The 20166-nt window shown below is 66.8% G+C and carries 16 protein-coding genes and 1 tRNA gene; 8 read left to right on the plus strand and 9 right to left on the minus strand.

Going from position 1 to position 20166, the window contains the following annotated elements; all coding sequences use genetic code 11:
- Positions 1 to 20 precede the first annotated feature (20 nt).
- Positions 21 to 96: transfer RNA gene (locus N539_RS0102440), tRNA-Thr, on the minus strand.
- Between the two features lie 137 nt (positions 97 to 233).
- Between N539_RS0102440 and N539_RS0102445 the strand changes: the two genes are divergently transcribed.
- The 3 genes from N539_RS0102445 to N539_RS0102455 all read left to right on the plus strand — a co-directional run bounded on the left by N539_RS0102445 (position 234) and on the right by N539_RS0102455 (position 7219).
- Positions 234 to 1610 (plus strand): PAS domain-containing protein, encoded by a 1377-nt coding sequence (locus N539_RS0102445; RefSeq protein ID WP_028968979.1) that lies wholly within the window; start codon positions 234 to 236, stop codon positions 1608 to 1610.
- Positions 1611 to 1717: 107 nt separating this feature from the next.
- Positions 1718 to 6358: an NAD-glutamate dehydrogenase gene (locus tag N539_RS0102450; RefSeq protein WP_037551729.1), complete on the plus strand. Its 4641-nt coding sequence runs from the start codon at positions 1718 to 1720 to the stop codon at positions 6356 to 6358.
- Entirely contained in the window at positions 6359 to 7219 is an 861-nt protein-coding gene (locus N539_RS0102455; RefSeq protein ID WP_028968981.1) for an ATP-grasp domain-containing protein, read from the plus strand. It begins immediately after the preceding gene.
- On the opposite strand, the gene N539_RS0102460 is transcribed toward N539_RS0102455, so the two are convergent.
- From N539_RS0102460 to N539_RS0102480, 5 genes are read right to left on the minus strand one after another with little or no spacing between them, the layout of a single operon-like run.
- Positions 7193 to 7432, minus strand: a complete 240-nt coding sequence (locus N539_RS0102460) for a ribbon-helix-helix domain-containing protein (protein ID WP_051531197.1) — start codon at positions 7430 to 7432, stop codon at positions 7193 to 7195. The genes N539_RS0102455 and N539_RS0102460 overlap by 27 nt on opposite strands.
- Positions 7433 to 7434: 2 nt before the next feature.
- Positions 7435 to 8157, minus strand: a complete 723-nt coding sequence (gene phbB, locus N539_RS0102465; RefSeq protein WP_028968983.1) for an acetoacetyl-CoA reductase — start codon at positions 8155 to 8157, stop codon at positions 7435 to 7437.
- 32 nt (positions 8158 to 8189) lie between these two features.
- Entirely contained in the window at positions 8190 to 9173 is a 984-nt protein-coding gene (hemH, locus tag N539_RS0102470) for a ferrochelatase (RefSeq protein WP_037551730.1), read from the minus strand.
- Positions 9173 to 11299, minus strand: a complete 2127-nt coding sequence (locus tag N539_RS0102475) for a molybdopterin cofactor-binding domain-containing protein (protein WP_028968985.1) — start codon at positions 11297 to 11299, stop codon at positions 9173 to 9175. Before N539_RS0102475 ends, hemH begins: the two co-directional genes overlap by 1 nt.
- A complete protein-coding gene (locus tag N539_RS0102480; RefSeq protein ID WP_028968986.1) occupies positions 11296 to 12954 on the minus strand; it encodes a class I adenylate-forming enzyme family protein in 1659 nt (552 codons plus the stop codon). Before N539_RS0102480 ends, N539_RS0102475 begins: the two co-directional genes overlap by 4 nt.
- 59 nt (positions 12955 to 13013) lie before the next feature.
- On the opposite strand from N539_RS0102480, the gene lgt reads away from it, so the two are divergent.
- Genes lgt through N539_RS0102505 form a run of 5 tightly spaced genes read left to right on the plus strand, consistent with a single transcriptional unit; the run spans position 13014 to position 17551 of the window.
- Complete coding sequence (gene lgt, locus N539_RS0102485; protein ID WP_028968987.1) at positions 13014 to 13904, plus strand: prolipoprotein diacylglyceryl transferase; 891 nt, start codon at positions 13014 to 13016, stop codon at positions 13902 to 13904.
- Positions 13905 to 13934: 30 nt separating this feature from the next.
- The gene (locus N539_RS0102490; protein WP_231462826.1) at positions 13935 to 14912 is read left to right on the plus strand and encodes a class I SAM-dependent methyltransferase; all 978 of its coding nucleotides are present in this window, start codon (positions 13935 to 13937) and stop codon (positions 14910 to 14912) included.
- Positions 14909 to 15418, plus strand: coding sequence for a GNAT family N-acetyltransferase (locus tag N539_RS0102495; RefSeq protein WP_028968989.1), 510 nt, complete (start codon positions 14909 to 14911; stop codon positions 15416 to 15418). The genes N539_RS0102490 and N539_RS0102495 overlap by 4 nt, the downstream gene beginning before the upstream one ends.
- Complete coding sequence (pgeF, locus tag N539_RS0102500) at positions 15415 to 16191, plus strand: peptidoglycan editing factor PgeF (RefSeq protein ID WP_028968990.1); 777 nt, start codon at positions 15415 to 15417, stop codon at positions 16189 to 16191. The genes N539_RS0102495 and pgeF overlap by 4 nt, the downstream gene beginning before the upstream one ends.
- 49 nt (positions 16192 to 16240) lie before the next feature.
- Positions 16241 to 17551, plus strand: a complete 1311-nt coding sequence (locus tag N539_RS0102505; protein WP_028968991.1) for a cystathionine gamma-synthase family protein — start codon at positions 16241 to 16243, stop codon at positions 17549 to 17551.
- Positions 17552 to 17576: 25 nt separating this feature from the next.
- On the opposite strand, the gene N539_RS0102510 is transcribed toward N539_RS0102505, so the two are convergent.
- Genes N539_RS0102510 through N539_RS0102520 form a run of 3 tightly spaced genes read right to left on the minus strand, consistent with a single transcriptional unit; the run spans position 17577 to position 20127 of the window.
- Positions 17577 to 18248 carry an HAD family hydrolase gene (locus N539_RS0102510; RefSeq protein ID WP_028968992.1) on the minus strand — a complete coding sequence of 224 codons (672 nt, stop codon included), beginning with the start codon at positions 18246 to 18248 and terminating at the stop codon, positions 17577 to 17579.
- Complete coding sequence (locus tag N539_RS0102515; RefSeq protein ID WP_051531199.1) at positions 18245 to 19012, minus strand: NTP transferase domain-containing protein; 768 nt, start codon at positions 19010 to 19012, stop codon at positions 18245 to 18247. The genes N539_RS0102510 and N539_RS0102515 overlap by 4 nt, the downstream gene beginning before the upstream one ends.
- Positions 19009 to 20127: a CDP-alcohol phosphatidyltransferase family protein gene (locus N539_RS0102520; RefSeq protein WP_028968994.1), complete on the minus strand. Its 1119-nt coding sequence runs from the start codon at positions 20125 to 20127 to the stop codon at positions 19009 to 19011. The genes N539_RS0102515 and N539_RS0102520 overlap by 4 nt, the downstream gene beginning before the upstream one ends.
- Between the last annotated feature and the right edge of the window lie 39 nt (positions 20128 to 20166).

Consider the following 20166-nt stretch of genomic DNA (forward strand, 5'->3'; position numbering starts at 1 on the left):
CAGTTTTCCGCCATAAAGGGTGGTGCCGCTTAGGTGACTCGAACACCTGACCCCATCATTACGAATGATGTGCTCTACCAGCTGAGCTAAAGCGGCTCTCTCGCGGAGGAAGTGCGCCCCTATCAGCGCGATGTCGGAGGGGCAAGCACCGCCCCTTCAACAAACATGCTTAACAATTTGGTAACCGCGCTCCGCCATTTTGCCTGGAAATTGGAGGGAAGTGAGCGGGCGAAATGGACAGCTATCGCGAGCATTCGGGGGACTTCGATCCACAGTCCGCTCCGGAAACGTCTGCTGCCGCCGATGTTGCGGCGGCGATCGGCACCGACGAGCGGCGGATGCACGTCCGCGCCTATAACCATTGGGTCGCCCTGCTCGACGGCCGCGACTTTCCCTCGATCGAGGACCTGGAGCCGGGCGACGTCGCGGATTTTTCGCCGCACAGCGTTCTGCTCGACTTCACCTGCGGCGTCGAAAATCCGGCCATGCCCTATCTCGGCGCGGCCATCCGCGACGAATGCGGACTGGACGACGACATGCGCACCATCTCCGAAGTGCCGAGCCGCTCGCTACTGTCGCGCCTCACCGACCACTATATGCAGATCATCGCCAACCGCGCTCCGGTTGGCTTCGAAGCCGAGTTCCAGAACCAGCGCGACGAGAACATCTGCTACCGCGGCATCCTGATGCCCTTCTCGTCGGACGGCGACACCATCGATTTCATCTACGGCGTGATCAACTGGAAGAAGGTCGGCGAGCTTGGCGACGAGGAATCGGCCTTTGACCCGACGCCCGCGGCCTTGAACGAAGAAGTGCTCGAGCTCGGCGCCGACGAGGCGGTTGCACCGGATGAAGGGCCGCGCTGGTACGGCGAGTCGTCGACCGACGAAGTCGAGGCACCGACGGACTTGCAGGCCGAGACGCCGATCGCTCCGCCGCATTTCTCATGGGAGGACGGTCCGCTGGCGGAAGCCGATGGCGATGCCGAAGCCGACGCGGCGGAGGTTCCCGAAGTGATGCTCGACGATGATGCCGGCCTCGCGGATCGCTTGTGGGCCGCTCGCGAGACCGCCGAATCGGTGAAAGCGGGCGAGGGGCGCACGCGCTCGGCGCTCTACCGCGCGCTGGCCCTGGCTTATGATTTCGCGATTGCGGCCGCCGAGAACCCTGCCGATTACGCCGAGCTGCTGGAAGAATCGGGCGTCAAGGCGCAGGCCCGCGCCCCGATGACGCCGATCGTCAAGCTCATCTTCGGCATCGACTACGACAAGGCGCGGCTGACCGAGTTCGCCGCCGCTTTGTCCTTCGCGCACCGCGAGGACGTCGCCGCCGGCACTTTTCAGGACTTCATCGAGAAGCAGCACGGCGGCCTCAAGGCGCTGGTCGTCGCCGAGCGCCAGGCGCGCCGGCCCGAGGCCAAGCCGGACACGCGCGGCGAAATCGCTCGCGCTCGCTTGCGCCATGCCGCGACGATCTCGCTCGCCAACCTGCCTTCGGCGGACGAATTCGCGGTGATCGTGACCCGCCGCGGCGCCGATGGCAGCCATGAGCCGGTCGCGATCCTCGACGATGAAGCGCTGATCGAACGCGCCATCCGCAAGGCCGCCTGACGCGGAATTGACGCCGCGTTCGTCGCTCGGCGGGGTTGTCCCTCTCGCGAGCAGGGGTTTATAGCCGCGGCCCGAAGCCCCACTGTCGCGGAGCGATCAATCTTCCCATGACGGCCCATACGCGCCTGCCCCAGCCGCTGGTCGAATCCATTCGCCAGGCACTTACTCGCGATGCTCTTCCCGGCGAGACCCATGACCTGTCGCGCGAGGCGCAACTCCAGGCTGCGGAATTCCTCGCCGAGGTGGCGGCGAAGCGCCGCGAGGGCGACCTCGCGCTGAAGATAGAGTCGATCGGCGGCGAGGCGGGCAACCGCCGCATGCGCATCGGCATCGTCAACGATGATATGCCGTTCCTGGTCGATTCGGTAGCCAATGCGCTCGCCGCGCGCCAGCTGACCATCTATCGCCTGCTTCATCCCGTCGTCTGTGTTGACCGCGAACGAGACGGCACCTTGAGTCAGGTCGAAGCCTTGTGCGCCGACAAGACCCGCCGCGAATCGATGATGTACCTGGAGCTCGACCGCGCCGACGCGCGCGGCCGGCAGGAAGTCGCGGCCGACCTGCGGCGCGTCCTCTCCGATGTTCGCCTGGCAGTCCGTGACTGGCACGCGCTGCAGGATCGCATGCGCGCGGACGCGGCGGCGATCGGGGATCCCGAGGGCGCCGCGCTGCTGAACTGGTTTGCGGACGGGGCCATGACCCTGCTCGGCTATCATGTCGAACGGCCCTACGAGCAACCGTCCGAAGCGCTCGGCATCTTCAGCGTTCCGGGCGCGCCGACCGACGAGGGCGGGGCGTTTGGGGCGATGCGCTACCTCCAGACGGGCGGCGAGCAACCTTTAATGGCCAAAGCCGAACGCCGCTCGACCGTTCACCGCCGCGTCCCGCTCGATCTCGTCGTCGTGCCGCTGGGCGACGGGGGCGAGGTGACCGGAATCGGGGTCCATGCGGGCCTGTGGACCAGCGAGGCGCTGCGCGTGCCGCCCGAGGACGTGCCCGTTCTTCGCCGTCGCTTGAAGCAGCTCGACGAGGATTTCGGCTTCGATTCGAAGGGCCACTCCGGCAAAGCCTTGCGCCACGCGGTCGCCTCGCTTCCGCGCGACCTGCTGCTCACCGTCGACTATGATTGCGTGCGCAAGCTGGTGATGATGGCGATGTCGCTGGCCGATCGCCCGCGGCCTGCCCTCGTCCAGGTGCGCAGCATCCTCAAGGGCCAGCTGTTCACCTTCGTCTGGCTGCCCCGCGAGGAGCTGACGACGACGCGGCGCAACGCGATCGGCGACCTCCTGATCGGCGAGCTTGGCCGCGAAATCACCAGCTGGTCGGTCGAGCTCGGCGACGGCGACCTCGCGCTCATCCGCTACACCCAATACATTGACGAGGAAGCGCCACTTCCGGACGCCAAGAAGCTCGATTCGACCGTCGTCGAGATGGTTCGCGGCTGGACCCCGGCGGTCGAAGCCGAACTGATCGAGTTGGCTGGCGCCGCGCCCGCGACGCGGCTTGCGCTGACCTATCTCGGCGCCTTCACCGACAGCTATCGGTCACGTACCCCGCCGCGGGAGGGCGCCGCCGACATCCTTCGCCTCAGCGGCCTCTCCAGCGATGCCGACCGCAACGTCCGTATCTCGCGCCCGGCAGATGCGCCTGAACGGCAACTGCGCCTCAAGACCTATCGCCGCGGTGGTCTGATCGCTTTGTCGGAAGCGGTGCCGGTGTTGGAGAATTTCGGCTTCCGCGTGCTCGAGGAACGCCCGAGCGCCCTGACCGACGGCCTCGGCTATATCCACGACTTCGTCGTCGAAGTCGGGCCGGAAGCCGACCTCGCCAGCATCCTTGCGCGAGTCCCCGAGATCGAGCGCGCCATTTCGAACGTCCTGTGCGGCGTGTCGGAGGACGACGAGTTCAACCAGCTGGTGCTTTACGCGGCGCTCGACACCCAGGCGGTGGTCTGGTTCCGCGCCTGGTTCCGCTACCTTCGCCAGACCGGCAGCAGCTTTGGCCTGGTGACCATCGTCGACGCCCTGCGCCGCGCGCCCAACGCCACCCGCGCGCTGATCGGCCAGTTCGCCGCGTCGCACGATCCTTCGGCCAAGGACCGCGAGACACGGGTTGAGAAATTCCGAGCGGAAATGGACCGCTCGCTGGCCAAGGTCCGCTCGATCGACGACGACCGCATCCTTCGCCGCCTGCGCTGCGTCGTCGACGCGATCGTCCGCACGAACGCTTTCGCCCCCGCGGCCGAGGAAGCGCTTGCGTTCAAGCTTAACTCCTCGCTCGTTCCGGGTCTTCCGGCGCCCGTGCCGTGGCGCGAAATCTGGGTCTACAGCCCGCGCGTCGAGGGTATCCACCTGCGCGGCGGCCCGGTCGCTCGCGGCGGCCTTCGCTGGTCGGACCGGCGCGACGATTTCCGCACCGAGATCCTCGGCCTGATGAAGGCCCAGGTGGTCAAGAACGCGGTGATCGTCCCGACTGGCGCCAAGGGCGGCTTCTATCCCAAGCAGCTGCCGCCAATGTCGAATCGCGACGCCTGGCTCGCGGAAGGCACAGAAACCTACCGCATATTCATCCGCTCGCTGCTGTCGATCACCGACAATTTGGTCAACGACAGGGTCGTTCACCCGGACGGCGTCGTCATTCACGACGGCGACGACCCCTATTTCGTCGTTGCCGCCGACAAGGGCACCGCGACCTTCTCCGACGTTGCCAATGCCATCGCGCTCGAGCGCAACTTCTGGCTCGGCGACGCCTTCGCCAGCGGCGGTTCGCATGGCTACGACCACAAGGCGATGGGGATCACCGCGCGCGGCGCGTGGATTTCGGTGCAGCGCCATTTCCTGGAAATGGGGATCGACGTTCAGTCCGACCTCATCAGTGTCGTCGGCTGCGGCGACATGTCGGGGGACGTGTTCGGCAACGGCATGCTGCTGTCGAAGACGCTGCGGCTGATCGCGGCCTTCGACCACCGTCATATCTTCATCGATCCCGATCCCGACCCGGAGGTGAGCTGGAAGGCGCGCAAGCGGCTGTTCGAGCTGCCGCGCTCGAGCTGGGAAGATTACGACCGCAAGCTGATGTCGAAGGGCGGCGGCGTGTTCCCGCGGACCGAGAAGTCCATTCCGCTGAGCGCGGAGGCGCGCGAGGTGCTGGGTGTCGACGCCCATGCGCTCGACCCGGCTTCGCTCATCAACGCGATCCTCAAGGCACCGGTCGACCTGCTCTGGTTCGGCGGCATCGGCACCTACATCAAGGCGTCGGCGCAAAATAACGCCGACGTCGGCGACCCCGCCAACGACGCGCTGCGGACCAACGGGGACGAGGTCCGGGCCAAGGTCATCGGCGAAGGCGCGAATCTTGGCATCACCCAGGCCGGGCGCATCGAGTTCGCCGAGCTGGGCGGGCGGATCAACACCGACTTCATCGACAATAGCGCCGGCGTCGACTGCTCGGACAATGAGGTCAACATCAAGATCCCGCTGAACCGGGAAATGCGTGAGAACCGCTTGTCGTTCGACAAGCGCAATAGCTTGCTCGCCAAGATGACCGACGAGGTCGCCGAGATCGTGCTCGAGGACAACCGGCTGCAGTCGCTCGCGCTGTCCATCGCCGAAGCGGGCGGCGCTCAAGCGCTCCCCGGCCACGTCCGAACGATTGAGTTGCTCGAAGTTTCGGGTCGGCTCGACCGCAGGGTCGAAGGGCTCGGCACCAGCGAGGAGCTGATCCGCCGCGCGCAAGACAATCGCGGGCTGACCCGGCCCGAGCTCGCGGTCGTGCTGTCGGTTTCGAAGATCGTGCTTCAGGACGCCGCCGAGGACCTGCACTTGTCGCAGGACAAGGTCGTCGAACCGCAGCTGTTCGAGGCCTTCCCCAAGCCCATGCGCAAGAGCCAGGCAAGCGCGATCCGCGCCCATCGGCTGCGCGACGAGATCATCGCGACCAAGGTCGCCAACCGGCTCGTCAACCGGCTCGGGCCTGGCGCCGCCTTCGACCTTACCGAGGAGGAAGGCGCGTCGCTGCCGCAGGTGATCTCCGCCTTCCTCGTCGCCGAACGCCTGCTCGACCTCGACAAATTGTGGCAAGAGATCGAGGACGATGCGCTTCCGGAAACCGTCCGCATCGAGCTCTTCCTGATCGCGGCGGCGACGGTGCGCTCGCACTTGTCCGACATTCTCCGCGCCGCATCCGGCGAGACCAGGGTCGAAGCCTTGTGCAAGCTGCTCGAGCCGGGTGTGCGTAAGATTTCGGCGGCCGCCACCAAGCTCATTCGCGCCGAGGTCCGCAACGAGGCGGTCGCCCGGCGCGACCGCCTGATCGCGCTCGGTGCAAGCGAGGACATCGTCCGCGGCCTCGTTCGCCTCTACGAGCTCGATGGCGTGTTCGGCCTCGCCGCTTTGGCCGCCAAGCGTAAAGCGGACGAGCTTTCGCTGACCCGCAGCTATACCCGGCTCGGCGAGGCTCTGGCGCTCGACTGGGCGCAGCAGCAGGTCGCCCGCTTCGTTCCCACCAATCAATGGGAGCGGCTGCTCACCGCCGGTCTGGCGCGCGACTTCGAGCAACTGCGGATCGAATTCCTCTCGCGCATGCGGAGCAAAGAGCCGGATGTGGCGGTCGATGACTGGATCGCGCAGCAGCGGCCGCGCATCGACCAGTTCCGGATGCTCGTCGCCCGCGCCCGTTCCGAAGGTCATGTCAGCGCGCCCATGCTTGCCCAGATCGCCAGCCAGGCCCGGATCCTGCTCGCCCGCTAGATGCGCATCGCATTTTTGGTTCCAGCGCCGGATAACCCGACGGAATGGCGGTGGGCCTATGACCCCCAGGCGGCTGCGCTCGAAGCCGCGGGAATGGCGGTCGTCCCGGTCCCCTGGACCGATGCAGCCGACGCGGCCGGATTCGATCTCATCATGCCGCTCCTCGCCTGGGGCTATCACACTCGCTACGTCGAATGGCTCGAGCTGCTCGATACGTTCGAGCGGACGGCCGCGCCGGTCGCCAACCCGGTCGCATTGATGCGCTGGAACAGCGACAAGTCATACCTCGAAGAGCTGGGTGCGGCCGGCATCCATAGCGTCCCGTCGATGACCGTTACCGAGCTCGATGAGCCGCATCTCGACGAGGCCCGGGAGCACTTCGGCTGCGACACTCTGGTGGTGAAGCCGCTCGTCTCGGCGAGTGCCTACGGCACCTATCGTCTGTCCCACGGCGACGCGGTGCCGGACAACGTCCGTGGCTGGCGCATGCTCGTTCAGCCGTGGATCGAGGCGATCGTCGATAGCGGCGAATGGTCGCTGATGTTCTTCGGCGGCCGATTCAGCCATGCCGTCGCGAAGGTTCCGATCCCGGGTGAGTTTCGCGTCCAGCCCGAATATGGCGGAGTCATTGCGCGTTGCGAGCCGCCCCACGGCGCGGTTGAGCTTGCGCAAGCCGCGCTCGCCGCGGCGCCGGCGCCTTCGACCTATGCGCGCGTTGACATCGTCGAGGGCAATGGCGGCGATCTTCAGGTCATCGAGCTCGAGCTGATCGAGCCGGCGCTGTTCCTTGGCCACGCACCCGAAGCGGCCTCGCATTTCGCCGAGGCGGTTCGCTCAGCCGCGCTGCGCCTCGGCGAATAACCACTGCCGGATCGCCGAGGTGAGGTTGGGCGGGCGAGGCGAATCGAACCGTGCCGCATCGATCTCCGCGACCAGCGCATTGACCGCGCATCCACGCTGTAGCGCAGCGGCCTCGAGCGCGCGCCAAAATGCAGGCTCCAGGCTGATCGAGGTTGGATGCCCGGCGATCAGCACCGATCGCTTGGTCGGTGGCGCGTAATCGGCGGGCTCCATCCTCAATACATATGCTGGCCGCCGTTGATCGACAGCGTCGAGCCGGTGACGAAGCCGGCGTTCTCGTCGACCAGGAAGCCGACCCCGCGCGCGATTTCGTCAGCCTTGCCGAGGCGGCCGACGGGGATCTTGGCGAGGATCTTGCCCAGCACCTCTTCGGGCACCGCGGCGACCATGTCGGTATCGATGTACCCCGGCGCGATCGCGTTGACAGTTACGCCGGCGCGCGCGCCTTCCTGTGCCAGCGCCTTGGTGAAGCCGTGGATGCCCGATTTCGCGGCGGCATAATTGACCTGGCCGTACTGGCCGGCCTGGCCGTTGATCGAGCCGATGTTGACGATCCGGCCGTAGCCGCGGCCGAGCATTCCGTCGAAGACAGCTTTGGCCATATTGAAGCAGCCGCCGAGATTGGTGTCGATGACGTCCTGCCACTTCTGGTGGTCCATGCGCTTGATCGTGGTGTCGCGCGTGATGCCGGCATTGTTGACGAGGACATCGACCGCCCCGAGGTCGGCTTCGACCTTCTTCACGCCCTCCTGGCAGGCGTCGAAATCGGCGACATCCCATTTGTACGCGGGAATGCCGGTGCGCTCACTAAATTGGCGCGCCCGCTCCTCGTTGCCGGCATAGTTCGCGGCGACCTTCATGCCCATGCCCTTGAGCGCAATGCTGATCGCTTCGCCAATGCCGCGCGTGCCGCCGGTGACGATCGCCACTCGAGCCATGTCCATCCTCCTGATTGCTGCGGTTGACGCGCTTATGCGCGCGGCAGCCAGCCTGCAAGTTCGCGTGTGATCAGGCGTTCGAGCATGGGGATGCTTTCGGGTGAATCGTTGAGGCAATCGAGCAGCGCGAAATCGGTCCCGCCCGTGTCCATGAACGTCTTGCGGCCGCGTATTCCAAGCTCTTCCAAAGTCTCGAGACAATCGGCGGAAAATCCGGGTGCGGCGACCGCAACGCGCTTCACGCCATTCGCGGGATAGCCAGAAAGAGTCGCGTCAGTCGCTGGCTCCAGCCATTTGGCGCGGCCGAAGCGGGATTGGAACGCGACTTCGACGTCGCGACCCAGAGCCTCCGCGACCAAGCGTGCGGTGGACCGACACTGCGCGGAATAGGGATCTCCCAGATCCGCGGTCCGCTGCGGCATTCCGTGGAAGCTCAGCAGCAGCCTCTCCGGCTCGAAGTCGAGCGCAGCAAGCTGGCGCGACAGGTTCGCGCGCAGGGCCTCGATATACAGCGGATCGTCGAAGTATGGCGGCAGCGTCCGCAACGCCGGCTGCGCGCGCATCCGCGCAACCGCGGCGAACACCGCGTCGTTTGCGGTCGCCGTCGTCGCTGCGCAATATTGCGGGTAGAGCGGAACGGTGAGGATGCGCGCGCACCCGTCGTCGGTCATTCGCTTGAGCGCGGCCGCGATTCCCGGATTGCCGTAGCGCATCGCATAGTGGACGCCGAGGTCGGGGAAGGCCTTGCGCAATGCCTCGGTCTGGCGCTCCGCGATTGCCCGCAAGGGTGACCCCTCGTTGGTCCAGATCTGGCTATAGGCTTCGGCGGACTTCTTCGGCCGCGTGCGGAGGATAATGCCGTACAGGATCGGCTTCCACGCGATCGCTGGGATTTCGACCACGCGCGGGTCGCTGAGAAACTCGGCAAGATAGCGGCGGACCGAGCTCACGTCCGGCGCGTCGGGCGTGCCGAGATTGATCAGCAGAATGCCGACCTGGTCGCGGCCTAATTCCATCACGCGGACATAGGATCGAACGGCAGCGAGCGCATCCGCTTACCCGAGCCGGCGTGGACCGCGTTCGCGACCGCGGGGGCGAGGACGGTTGTGCCGAGCCCGCTCAACCCACCCGGCGGGTCGCTGCTCGGGATCAGCTCGACGGTGATCTCAGGGACGTCGCCGAGCCGCGGCAATCCAATCGCGCCGAACGTCCGCGCGCGGGGCATTCCGGCGACCCATTCAGGCTCCGGCGCGGTCGCTTGCGCAAGCGCCCAGATCAGGCCGCTTTCGATTTGCTGCGCGGCAATGCTCGAATTGATGACGCGGCCGCAGTCGACCGCCGCAACCAGGCGATGCACCTTGACCTTCTGGTTGGCGATGCTCGCGGTCGCGACCAGGCCGATGTGCGAGCCGAAGGCTGACACGCCCGCGATGCCCATGGTGCTGCCGGGTCCGCCGCCGTCCCATTGCGCCAGCCGCGCCGCGCCCTGAAGACAGCGCGCGAGGCGTCCATTCTGCCCAAGCAACGCCATCCGGAAGGCAAGCGGCTCGATGCCGGCGGCGTGCGCCAGCTCATCGATGAAGCTTTCGGTGAAGAAGGCGAACTCGCGCTGCGGCGATCCCCGCATGTAGCCGGCTTCAAACGGCACCTCGGTCGCGACGGATTCGATCGAAACATTGGGGATTCCGTAGGGCGGCACGGAACCGTCGAGCCCGGTCCAGGCGGGTTTTCGCGGGGCATCGGCTCCGGACAGTGCGGCCATTGCTGGGCCGAAACCGTCGGCGCATGCGACGTGCGTTTTCCATGCGGCCGTGATGCCTCCGGTGCCGGGCAGGGCCGTCATGCGCGCGAGCGCGCCGCCGGATACATGGTCATGGTTCTGGCTGGCTGATTGCGACAGGCTGAGCTGGACTGGAGCGTTGGTCGCGCGGGCAAGAGCAACCGCGATCGGGATTGCGTCCGCTTCCAGGGCCCGCCCCGCCGGCTCTCCCACCGGCATCGGGTAGAGGTTCACACGCGCGCCGCCGCCGGCTCTGTCAGCGCTCGCCCGCGCCGCGTCCGGCGCCTGCGTCGGTACCCACACGTCCAGCTCGCCGCCCCGGAATCGCGCCGTTGCGGTGAGCGGCTCCAACCCCAAGTGCTGCGACGGCGCGACATAGTAAGTCGCGGCAAGCGGCCGCGATCCGCGAGTTACGCCGTCATAATCGCCACGGCTGAACCATTGTTGCGCGCTGCCGGTGGCGATTGCTTCGTCAAAGATTGCCTTGGGATGGACTGCCGATCGCGCGCCGGAGAAAACCGGGTTCGCGGTTTTCAGGGCGCTCTCCGCGGTCCACCAATTGTCCGCGACAACCGCGACCCAGCCATCACGTGCCGCGATATGCCGAACGCCGGGGACCGAGGTAATTGCGTCACGGGCATATCTGCGCAGCTTGCCTCCGGGCGGCGCTCGGCGCGCCGAGGCGAACAGCATCCCGGGCAGGCGGACGTCGCCGGCGAAGCGGAGCTTTCCACTCGCTTTGCCGGGGCCGTCCAGGCGCTGCAGCGGCTGGCCGATGAGCCGGCGCTTCGCGGCCGGGCGCAGCGCCGGATTGCGCGGGGGGCTGCGGTCGGCGGCTTCCTCGGCAAGCTCGCCGAAGGTAAAGGTCCGAACCCCGTTGATGACCAGCCCGTCGGCGGTGTCGCAGTCGCCCGGATCGACATTCCAGCGGTCAGTCGCCGCTCCAATCAGCATCTCGCGCGCGGTCGCCGCGGCCTCGCGCAGCGGCTGTTCGAATGCCCGCACCGACGTCGATGCCGCGGTCACGCGCATGCCCTTCGGCCAGCCTTCCTCGGCGGCGAGCGGATTGGCGTAGGCCTCGGTCAGCGGCGCCGGTTCGACCGCGACCGTCTCCCACGCCGCGCCCAACTCATCGGCGACGATTTGCGGCAGTGCGCTCCAAATTCCCTGGCCGGTTTCGGTCTGGGGGACGGCGACCGTGACCCGCCCATCGCTCGCGATCTTGATGTAGTTGTTGAGCGCCTGCTCGCCCGGGTGCAGCACGAGGTCGCTGCGCGCGTGGCGCGGCCATAAAGCGAACGCGACGATCAGGCCGACGCCCGCGCCGCCGCCGACCAGCATCGTCCGCCGGTCGAGCTTCAACGCGCGTACTGCGCTTTCAGCGATTGCCGGTCGATCTTCCCGGTGCCGAGGCGCGGGAGGGGATCGGCCGAAAAGATCAGGCGCGAGGGCACCTTGAACTTGGCAAGGCGCACTTCGAGGAAGTGCTGCAGCTCGTCCTCGGTCAGGCCCTCGCGGGAGTGGATGACCGCGATCGGCACTTCGCCCAGCCGCTCATCGGGGGCGCCGAACACGCTTGCCTCCCCGACCTTCGGGCAGGCATAACAGACCGCTTCGACCTCAGCCGCGGAAATGTTCTCGCCGCCCCTTATGATGATGTCCTTCTTGCGGTCGACGATGAAAAGGTAGCCGTCGCCGTCGAGGTAACCGATATCGCCGGTGCGGACGTAGCCGTCGTCGGTGATGAGGTCCGTGGTCGCGTCTGGGGCGTCCCAATATTCCTTGATCGTCGCCGCGGTGCGGATGCCGACCTCACCGATCTCGCCGGACGGGAGATGACGATCGTCCTGGCCTAGGATCGCCAGCTCGACGAACGGCCGCGCCGCGCGGCCCGTCGAGCCCGGCTTGGCCGCGTAATTGCTCCAGAAGTTGATCGCTCCAACCGCGTTGCTCTCGGTCAGGCCGTAGCCGAGCGCCGGCTGGGCGCCGGGAAATTCCTCGCGGAGCCGATCGACGTGGCTCACCGGGCGCGGCGCGCCGCCGGCCGTGATGTCGCGCAAGGACGACAGATCGTATTTGCCGCGGTCGGGGTGGCTCATCAGCTCGAGGCTCATGGTCGGCACGCCGACGAAGTATGTGATGCACTCCTTTTCGATCAGCCGCAGCGCTTCGCCCGCATCCCATTTGGGCATCATCACCATGCACCGGCCGATGACGAGGCTGTTGAGCATCACCGGAACCTCGCCGGTGACGTGGAATAGCGGCACGTTGACCAGGGTGCGCGGCGTCGGCGGCGGACGCCCTTCGCTCTCGAGAATGGCGCGGAGCACCATCAGCCCCGTGGCGTAGCAGTAGGTGCCCGTGGTGACCGCGCGATGCGTCGACAGCGCCGCCTTGCAATTGCCGGTCGAACCCGAGGTGAACAGCAGGGTCGCGTCGTCGTCGGGTGAGATCTCGGGCAGCGGCTCTTGCGCGTCGCCCGCGCTCGTCAATTCGGCCAACGCCTCGCCGAGCGGCTGATCGACCGGAACGCCGATCGTTTGAAACCTGTCGCAGCGTTCCGCGATGCGCCGCGCGCGGCGGTCATCGGCAATGATCAGCTTCGGCTCGGTGAGGGCAAGCGCATGCTCCATTTCGTGCGCTTCCCACCAGCCGTTGATCAACGTTGCAATTCCCCCGGCCTTCAGCGTCGCCATGTAGCTGACCACCCAGGCGGGGCAGTTGCGCATGGCGATGCCGACGTGATCGCCCTTGCCGATCCCGCGCGCGATCAGCCCGTGGGCAAGCTGCTCTGAAATCTGGTCGAGGTCGGCAAAGCTGAAGCGCTCGTCGCCGGCGACCAAAGCCTCGGCATCTCCATGAAGCGCGCAGAAGGCCTTGAACAAGCCGGGCAGCGTCGCCGGGAGATTGCCGACGATGGCTCGCCCCCGCTCGTCGCGTTCGATCGTAAGCCGGCCGCCGGGACCCGTCAGCTCGGCCAGCACTTCGTCATAGCGGCGGTCGAGCTCACTCGGCATGGAACGCCCCGGTCTCCTTTGCCTTTATAGTCACCCGCCTTATGAGGCCGTGAACAGTGATGGGGAAGCCCTTGCAAGCCGACGATTATTCCCGCTTTACCGCCTTTCCCGACCTCGGGCTGTCGCCCGTCGCGCTGCACCTCGGGCCGTTCGATCTCAGGTGGTACAGCCTCGCTTATCTGGCCGGGATCATCATCGGCTATTGGTATTTGCTGAAGCTGATCGCCAAACCGGGATCGCCGATGGGACGGCGCCATGCCGACGATCTCGCCTTCTACGCCGCGGTTGGAATCTTCCTCGGCGGCCGCCTCGGCTATGTGCTGTTCTACAATCTCGGCGCCTATCTTCGCCATCCGATCGAAATCCTGAAGCTGTGGGACGGCGGGATGTCGTTCCACGGCGGCGTCGTCGGCACGTCGCTCGGCATCATCTATTTTGCCCGCAAAGAGAAATTGTCATGGCTGCGGGTCCACGACTATGTCGCCTGCTGCGTGCCGTTCGGCCTGTTCTTCGGCCGCCTGGCCAACTTCGTGAACCAGGAATTGTGGGGCGCGCAGACCAACGTCCCGTGGGCGATCCGCTTCATGGAAATGACGCCGTTCGGCCCTGCGCTCGGTCCGCCGCGGCACCCGAGCCAGCTTTATGAAGCCGTGCTGGAAGGGATCGTCCTGTTCGCCATCCTCGCCTGGATGTTCTGGCGCACCCAGGCGCGCTACGAACCCGGCAAGCTCGTCGGGGCGTTCCTGTTCTTCTATGGCTGCTTCCGCTTCGGGCTCGAGTTCATCCGGGAGCCCGACCAGCAGTTGACCGCCTTCGCCCAGGCGACCCACCTCCACATGGGCCAGTGGCTGTCCCTGCCGATGATCCTCGGCGGCCTGTGGCTGATGTGGACGGCGAAGAAGCGGCGGGTCCGGGTCGAGCCGACGGTCGGATCCGCCAGCGTTGCTTGATTGGCTCCTCCCGCAGGCGGGAGGTGGCGCGTGACTCCGCTCGAACGCGCGCTGCACGCCCGTATCCGCGCCGACGGCCCGATCACGCTCGATGCCTATATGGCGGCCTGCAACGCTTATTATTACGCGACTCGCGACCCGCTTGGAGCGACGGGCGATTTCACCACCGCGCCCGAAATCAGCCAGATGTTCGGCGAGCTGGTCGGCGCGGCGCTGGCCGATTGCTGGAAGCGGGCAGGCGAGCCCGACGATGCCATCTACGTCGAGCTCGGCCCCGGGCGCGGCACCCTTGCCGCCGACGCTTTGCGTGTTCTCCAGCACAGTGGCTTCGCCGGGGACGTTCACCTGATCGAGACCAGCCCAATCCTACGCGACGCGCAGCGCGAAATAGTAGGAGACGTTGCCTGGCACGAGACGATCAACGCCTTACCGCCCACCCCGGCGTTGATCGTCGCCAATGAATTCCTCGACGCTTTGCCGATCCGCCAGCATGTCGGCGGCACCGAGCGACGCGTCGGGATCGTCGGCGGGCATCTCGCCTTCGACCGCGACGGCGAGATCGTCGAGACCTCGCCCGCTCGGGACGAAGCGGTAGAGGCGCTGGCGGCGCATGTCATCGGGCATGGCGGCGCCGCGCTTCTGATCGATTACGGCCACGCGACCAGCGCGCCCGGCGACACGCTGCAGGCAATGCGCGAGCACCGGCACGCGCCGGTGCTCGAGTCTCCGGGCGAGCAGGATTTGACGGCCCATGTCGATTTTCAGGCGGTCGCGCGCGCGGCGGAAGACGCAGGCGCTTCGGTAACCGAGCTGACCAGCCAGGGCCGATGGTTGCGCGCGCTCGGTATCGAGGCGCGCGCGGGGGCGCTGTCGCAGGCCAACCCGAAGCGAGCCGAGGATGTCGATGCCGCCTTGCACCGGCTGACCGCCGCCGATGAAATGGGAGATTTGTTCAAGGTAATCGCCATCCACTCGCCGGCCTGGCCGTGGCCGATGGGCTTCGCATGACGATCGGCTTCCGCGACGCGACGACGGCGGATGCGCCCGCGCTCGACCGGCTGTTCAAGGACGTATTCTGCGACACCTTCGCGCATCTGTATCGCGTCGAAGACCTGTCCGCCTTCCTCGCCCAATTCACGCCGCGGGCCTGGCGCGCCGAGCTGTCCGACCCGGGCTATGCGTTCCACCTCGCCGAAGCGGATAGCGAGGCGGTCGGCTATGCCAAGCTCGGCCCGCTCAAGCTCCCGGTCGACGAAGCCCGGTCCGCGATTCTCCTGTCGCAGCTCTATGTCCGCCAGGACCATCACGGCGCCGGCATCGCGCAGCATTTGATGGATTGGGCGTTCGCGGAGGCGAAACGGCGCGGGAAGGAGCAGCTTTACCTGACCGTGTTCACCGAAAATCATCGCGCGCGCCGCTTCTATCAACGCCTGGGGTTCGAGGACGTCGGGCCCTATGCATTCATGGTCGGAAGCCAGGCCGACGAGGACATCATCATGCGGAAAGCGGTGTGAGCGCGGTCGAGGTCATCCGCGCGTCCGTACTGGGGGCGGTTCCGCACGGCTTCCTCGGCCGCAGGGGCGGCGTCTCGACCGGCGACCTTGCCGGCCTCAACGTCGGCTACGGCAGCAACGACGATCGCGCGGCGATCGATGAGAACCGGCGCCGCGCGATTGCCGCGATCCTCCCCGGCGCCGAGCTTGCGACTGTCCATCAGGTGCACTCGGCGGATGTGGTCTACGTCGACGGGCCATGGCTGCAGGACCAACGCCCTCGCGCTGACGCCATGGTCACCGATCTGCCCGGGCTGCTCCTCGGCATCCTCACTGCCGATTGCGCGCCGGTGCTGTTCGCCGATGTTGAAGCGGGGGTGATCGGCGCCGCGCATGCCGGCTGGCGCGGCGCATTGGCCGGAGTCACCGACGCCGCCATAGCGGCCATGGAGCAGCGCGGCGCTCGCCGCGATCGCATCGTCGCTGCGGTCGGCCCGTGCATCGCCCAGCCGAGCTATGAGGTCGACGAAGCTTTCCGGGAACGCTTCCTCGACGCCGATCCCGCCAATTTCCGCTTCTTCGTCCCCGGCCCGGCCGGCAAGCCGCATTTCGACTTGCCCGGCTACCTCGCGATTCGTCTCGATCCCGCCGGGATCGCGCGCGTCGACGTCCTCGGCCTCGACACCTATGCCGATCCCGATCGTTTCTACAGCTACCGCCGCGCGACCCATCGCGGGGAGCCCGACTATGGACGACAAGTCAGCCTTATCGCTCTGCCCGCCAAATCCGCTTGAGCGGCTTCCGCGACCGGCCTAGCCCCGGCGCGACTTCAGGAGACCAAACTTGCCTACCGAAGACGAAGCCAGCGCCGCATCCTCGCAGCACCGCAAGCCACGTCCATCCCCCACCAACGTCGGCAACCATAAGCTCAAGCCCCAGACGCTGATGCTCGGCTACGGCTTCGATCCGGAGCTCAGCGAAGGCTCGCTGAAGCCCCCGATCTTCCTCACCTCGACCTTTGCGTTCGAGACGGCCGCCGCCGGAAAGCGATTCTTCGAGGGCGTGACGGGCAGGCGTCCGGGCGGCGCCGAGGGCCTGATTTATTCGCGCTTCAACGGTCCCAACCAGGAAATCCTCGAAGACCGGCTCGCCGTGTGGGAAGACGCCGACGACGCGCTCGCTTTCTCCAGCGGGATGTCGGCGATTGCGACTCTGCTGCTGACCTTTGTCCAGCCGGGCGATGTCGTCGTCCATTCGGGGCCGCTCTACGCTGCGACCGAGACGTTGATCGCCAAGATTCTCGGCCGCTTCGGAGTCTCCTGGCTCGACTTCCCGTCAGGCGCGACACGCGAGGAAATCGACGACGTGATCGTCCGCGCCAAGGCCAAGGGCCGCGTCTCGCTGATCTATCTCGAAAGCCCGGCCAACCCGACCAACCAGCTGGTCGATGTCGAGGCCGTCGCCGCCGCACGTGACGCGGCCTTCGGCGCCAATGAGCGCCCGCCGATCGCGATCGACAATACGTTTCTCGGGCCGCTGTGGGCCAAGCCGCTTGCGGATGGCGCCGACCTCAGCGTCTACAGCCTCACCAAATATATCGGCGGGCACAGCGATCTCGTCGCGGGCGGCCTCGTCGGCGACAAGAACCTGATCAACCAGGTCCGCATGATCCGCAACACGATCGGCACGATCTGCGACCCCAACACCGCCTGGATGCTTCTGCGCAGCCTCGAAACGCTCGAGCTTCGCATGGAGCGGGCCGGGGAGAATGCGCGCAAGGTCTGCGAATTCCTCCGCGATCACCCAAAGGTCGAGAAGATCGGCTATCTCGGCTTCCTCGAGGAAGGCACGCGCCAGGCCGACATCTACCGCCGCCACTGCACCGGCCCAGGATCGACCTTCTCGCTCTATCTGAAAGGCGGGGAGAAGGAGGCATTCGCCTTCCTCGACGCCCTTCAGATCGCCAATCTCGCGGTCAGCCTCGGCGGCACCGAAACCCTCGCCAGCGCGCCCGCGGCGATGACCCATTTATCAGTGCCCGAAGAGCGCAAGAAGGCGCTCGACATCACCCCCAACCTGGTACGCATTTCGATCGGCGTGGAAGACGCCGACGACCTCATCGCCGACTTCGCCAACGCGCTGAACGCGGTGTGAAATCCCTCTCCGGAAACGGGGAGGACTAGCCCCAATCTTCGATCGACCAGCCGCGCTCAACCGCCAGGCGTCGCAACTTGCCGTGCGGATTCACGGCAACCGGCTCGTCGGCCCATTCGAACGCCGGCTGGTCGGAGACATGGTCGGAGTAGAAGCGGACGTGGCCGCGCGCGTCCCTCAGGCCTGACGCCTCGACCCAGTCGGCGATCATCCTGAGCTTGGCCGGGCCGTAGCAATTCTCTCCCGCGATCTTGGCGTGCACGCGCTCGTCGAGGCCGATGATCGAGCCGGTGCCGATCACATCGTCGAAGCCCAGACGCTCGGCGACCGCATCAGCGTAGAGCCGGTACGAGGCGGTCGCCAGCACTAGTCGGCGCCCCTCCGCCTTGTCGCGCGCTATCGCCCGCCTCGCGCCGGGACGAACATTGGACGCGACCTGGACGTCGGCGAAGCTTTGGACCAGCGGCTGCAGATCGCGCGGATGGATCTTGGCGCCGAGCAGTAGCCGGTGGTTGATCTCCTTCAGCCTGGCGCGGTCGATCAGCCGCGCGACGTAAGCGAGCATCGATAGGGCGACGAGCGGGAGAAACAGCAACCGCCACGGCGCCCGCCGCACCACGCAATGCAGCAGGAATGGGGTGTAGGTCGCGCGCCGCGTGACCGTCCGGTCCATGTCGTAGATCGCCAGGTCGGTCATGCGCGGCCGGCGATGATGTCCTCGACCAGCGCATGGTCGAGCGGCTTGTCGACATCGATCGCGGCGATGGGGTTGCTCATCTCGACGATGCGGATGGCGATGCCGAGCTTGCGGCCGATCACCGCCGCGCTCTCGTGGATCGTGCGCAGCTTCAGCACCGCCCCGAGCAGCAGCGCCGGCCCGAGCGCCGCGAGCAGGCGCCAGCCCTTCTTGCGGTCCTGCTCGACCTCACCCCAGCGGCCGACCGCGGGCAGCACCTTGTCCGAACCGAACGCGAACAAATTGGCGCCGCTGTAACGCCCGCCCTTGAAGCCGATCCATGTCCGCTTGGTCTGCGGAAAGCGCGCCAGCAGCGGCTTGCTCTCGACGACTGCGATGGCGAGGTCGGCGCCGTCCGCCCGCCGCGTGAACTCGGCGACCATCGCGGGGTCGAGCAGTGCATGGTCGGCGGTCACGACGAGCACCGGGAACTCGGCGGCGCGGTCCGCCAGTTGCTCGGCAACCGTCTGGGCGATGGTGCCGCCGGACCTGCGTATGCTGACGCGCTCGTCGCCGGGCAGGACTGATCGAAGATCTTCCGGATTCTGGGTCAGCACAATGATGTTGCCGACCTCGGGGCTGGCCAGCAGAGCGCGCAGCGGGCGCAGCACCATCGGCTCGCCGGCAACCGGGATCAGCGCCTTGTGGCCGAGCATCATCGACTGCGCGAGCGGGTCTCCCTTGGGGCGCGAACCGGCGAGCAGGAAGGCCGTCCAGCGGCTCACAACAACCAGGAGACGATCGGCTGCCCGCGCGCCGCCTGCTCGCTTGCCTGGGCGAGGCGGACGGCGTGGAAGAACAGGCTGACGATGGTCCATCCGGCGACGGCGACCAGCCCGGCGTCGGGTCGGCCGAGCAGCAGCGCGGCGACCAGGATCACCATGTTCGGGTTGCGCCGCGCGGTGATCAGCCGGAACCGGCTGTCGATTGGCCGCCAGACGTGGATGTGCATGCCTCCGAAGCGGCGCATGAAGATGCCTTCGATCACTCGCTGCGCGACATAGCCGCCGATGATCGCCCACAGCACCATCGTTGCGTAGATCGGCGACAGCGGCCGTCCGTAGGCCGCGAGGCCATGCGCCCATGCCCACCACCAGAATGGAGGGTGGACGAGGTCGATGCCGTGGTCGAAGACATTGCCCCATTTCGACGACGCGCCGGTGCACCGCGCGAGCTTCCCGTCGACCGTGTCGAGCACCATGAAGATGAAGCCCGACAGCACCCCCAGCCAATAATCGCCGCGCCAGAACAGGAAGAAGGCGAGCACGCACAGCACCGCGCCGACGGCTGTCACGCTGTTCGGGCTGACGCCCGCCTGTGCCGCCCAGCGCGTGAGGTAGAAGGCGGGCCGGCGCCAAAGATAGAGCGTTAGTATGTCCGTCACGCCCTTGTACGACGCGTCGTAGGCCGCCCGCTCGACGGGCTCGGGGTCGTCCGGATCGAGCGGCATGACGAACGGGCGTCCGCGCTTGCGTAGCTCGGCGTAATTGAGTTCTGCCGTTTCGGCGGGGAGTGGTTCGAAGCCATGGGGCAGCTCGCCCGCCTCGATCCCCCGCTGCGCCTCCGCCGCGTCCTCGTCCGCGGGGACGTTGGCCATCACCGGCTTGCCCTCGAGCGTCAGCACGGCGCGGGGCCTCGAACGCAGCGCCTTCAGCCACGCCGGGTCCCAGGCATAACCGAGGCTCGCGAGAAGCGCGTCGCGCCCTGCGGCCGGAGTATCGGCGCATTCGAACCCAGCATTCGTTGCCAGGCGGCATGTGCGTTCCCGCGCGTCCATCCCGAACGGGCGCGCGGCGTTGAAACCCACGGGCACAAACAGGAATGGCTCGCTGCTGCTCATGCCGTGGGCATAAAGGCGCCGGCCCAAGCGCGAAAGGGC

The sequence above is a fragment of the Sphingomonas sp. URHD0057 genome, assembly GCF_000620665.1.
GTDB lineage: Bacteria > Pseudomonadota > Alphaproteobacteria > Sphingomonadales > Sphingomonadaceae > Sphingomicrobium.

Excerpts from the sequence above, each read along its gene's own strand:
- N539_RS0102480 (WP_028968986.1), bottom strand. The coding sequence starts at position 12,954 with ATGCCGAGTGAGCTCGACCGCCGCTATGACGAAGTGCTGGCCGAGCTG.
- N539_RS0102460 (WP_051531197.1), bottom strand. The coding sequence starts at position 7,432 with ATGGAGCCCGCCGATTACGCGCCACCGACCAAGCGATCGGTGCTGATC.
- hemH (WP_037551730.1), bottom strand. The coding sequence starts at position 9,173 with ATGGAATTAGGCCGCGACCAGGTCGGCATTCTGCTGATCAATCTCGGC.
- N539_RS0102520 (WP_028968994.1), bottom strand. The coding sequence starts at position 20,127 with ATGAGCAGCAGCGAGCCATTCCTGTTTGTGCCCGTGGGTTTCAACGCC.
- lgt (WP_028968987.1), top strand. The coding sequence starts at position 13,014 with ATGGGGAAGCCCTTGCAAGCCGACGATTATTCCCGCTTTACCGCCTTT.
- N539_RS0102455 (WP_028968981.1), top strand. The coding sequence starts at position 6,359 with ATGCGCATCGCATTTTTGGTTCCAGCGCCGGATAACCCGACGGAATGG.
- N539_RS0102510 (WP_028968992.1), bottom strand. The coding sequence starts at position 18,248 with ATGACCGACCTGGCGATCTACGACATGGACCGGACGGTCACGCGGCGC.
- N539_RS0102450 (WP_037551729.1), top strand. The coding sequence starts at position 1,718 with ATGACGGCCCATACGCGCCTGCCCCAGCCGCTGGTCGAATCCATTCGC.
- N539_RS0102445 (WP_028968979.1), top strand. The coding sequence starts at position 234 with ATGGACAGCTATCGCGAGCATTCGGGGGACTTCGATCCACAGTCCGCT.
- phbB (WP_028968983.1), bottom strand. The coding sequence starts at position 8,157 with ATGGCTCGAGTGGCGATCGTCACCGGCGGCACGCGCGGCATTGGCGAA.
- N539_RS0102495 (WP_028968989.1), top strand. The coding sequence starts at position 14,909 with ATGACGATCGGCTTCCGCGACGCGACGACGGCGGATGCGCCCGCGCTC.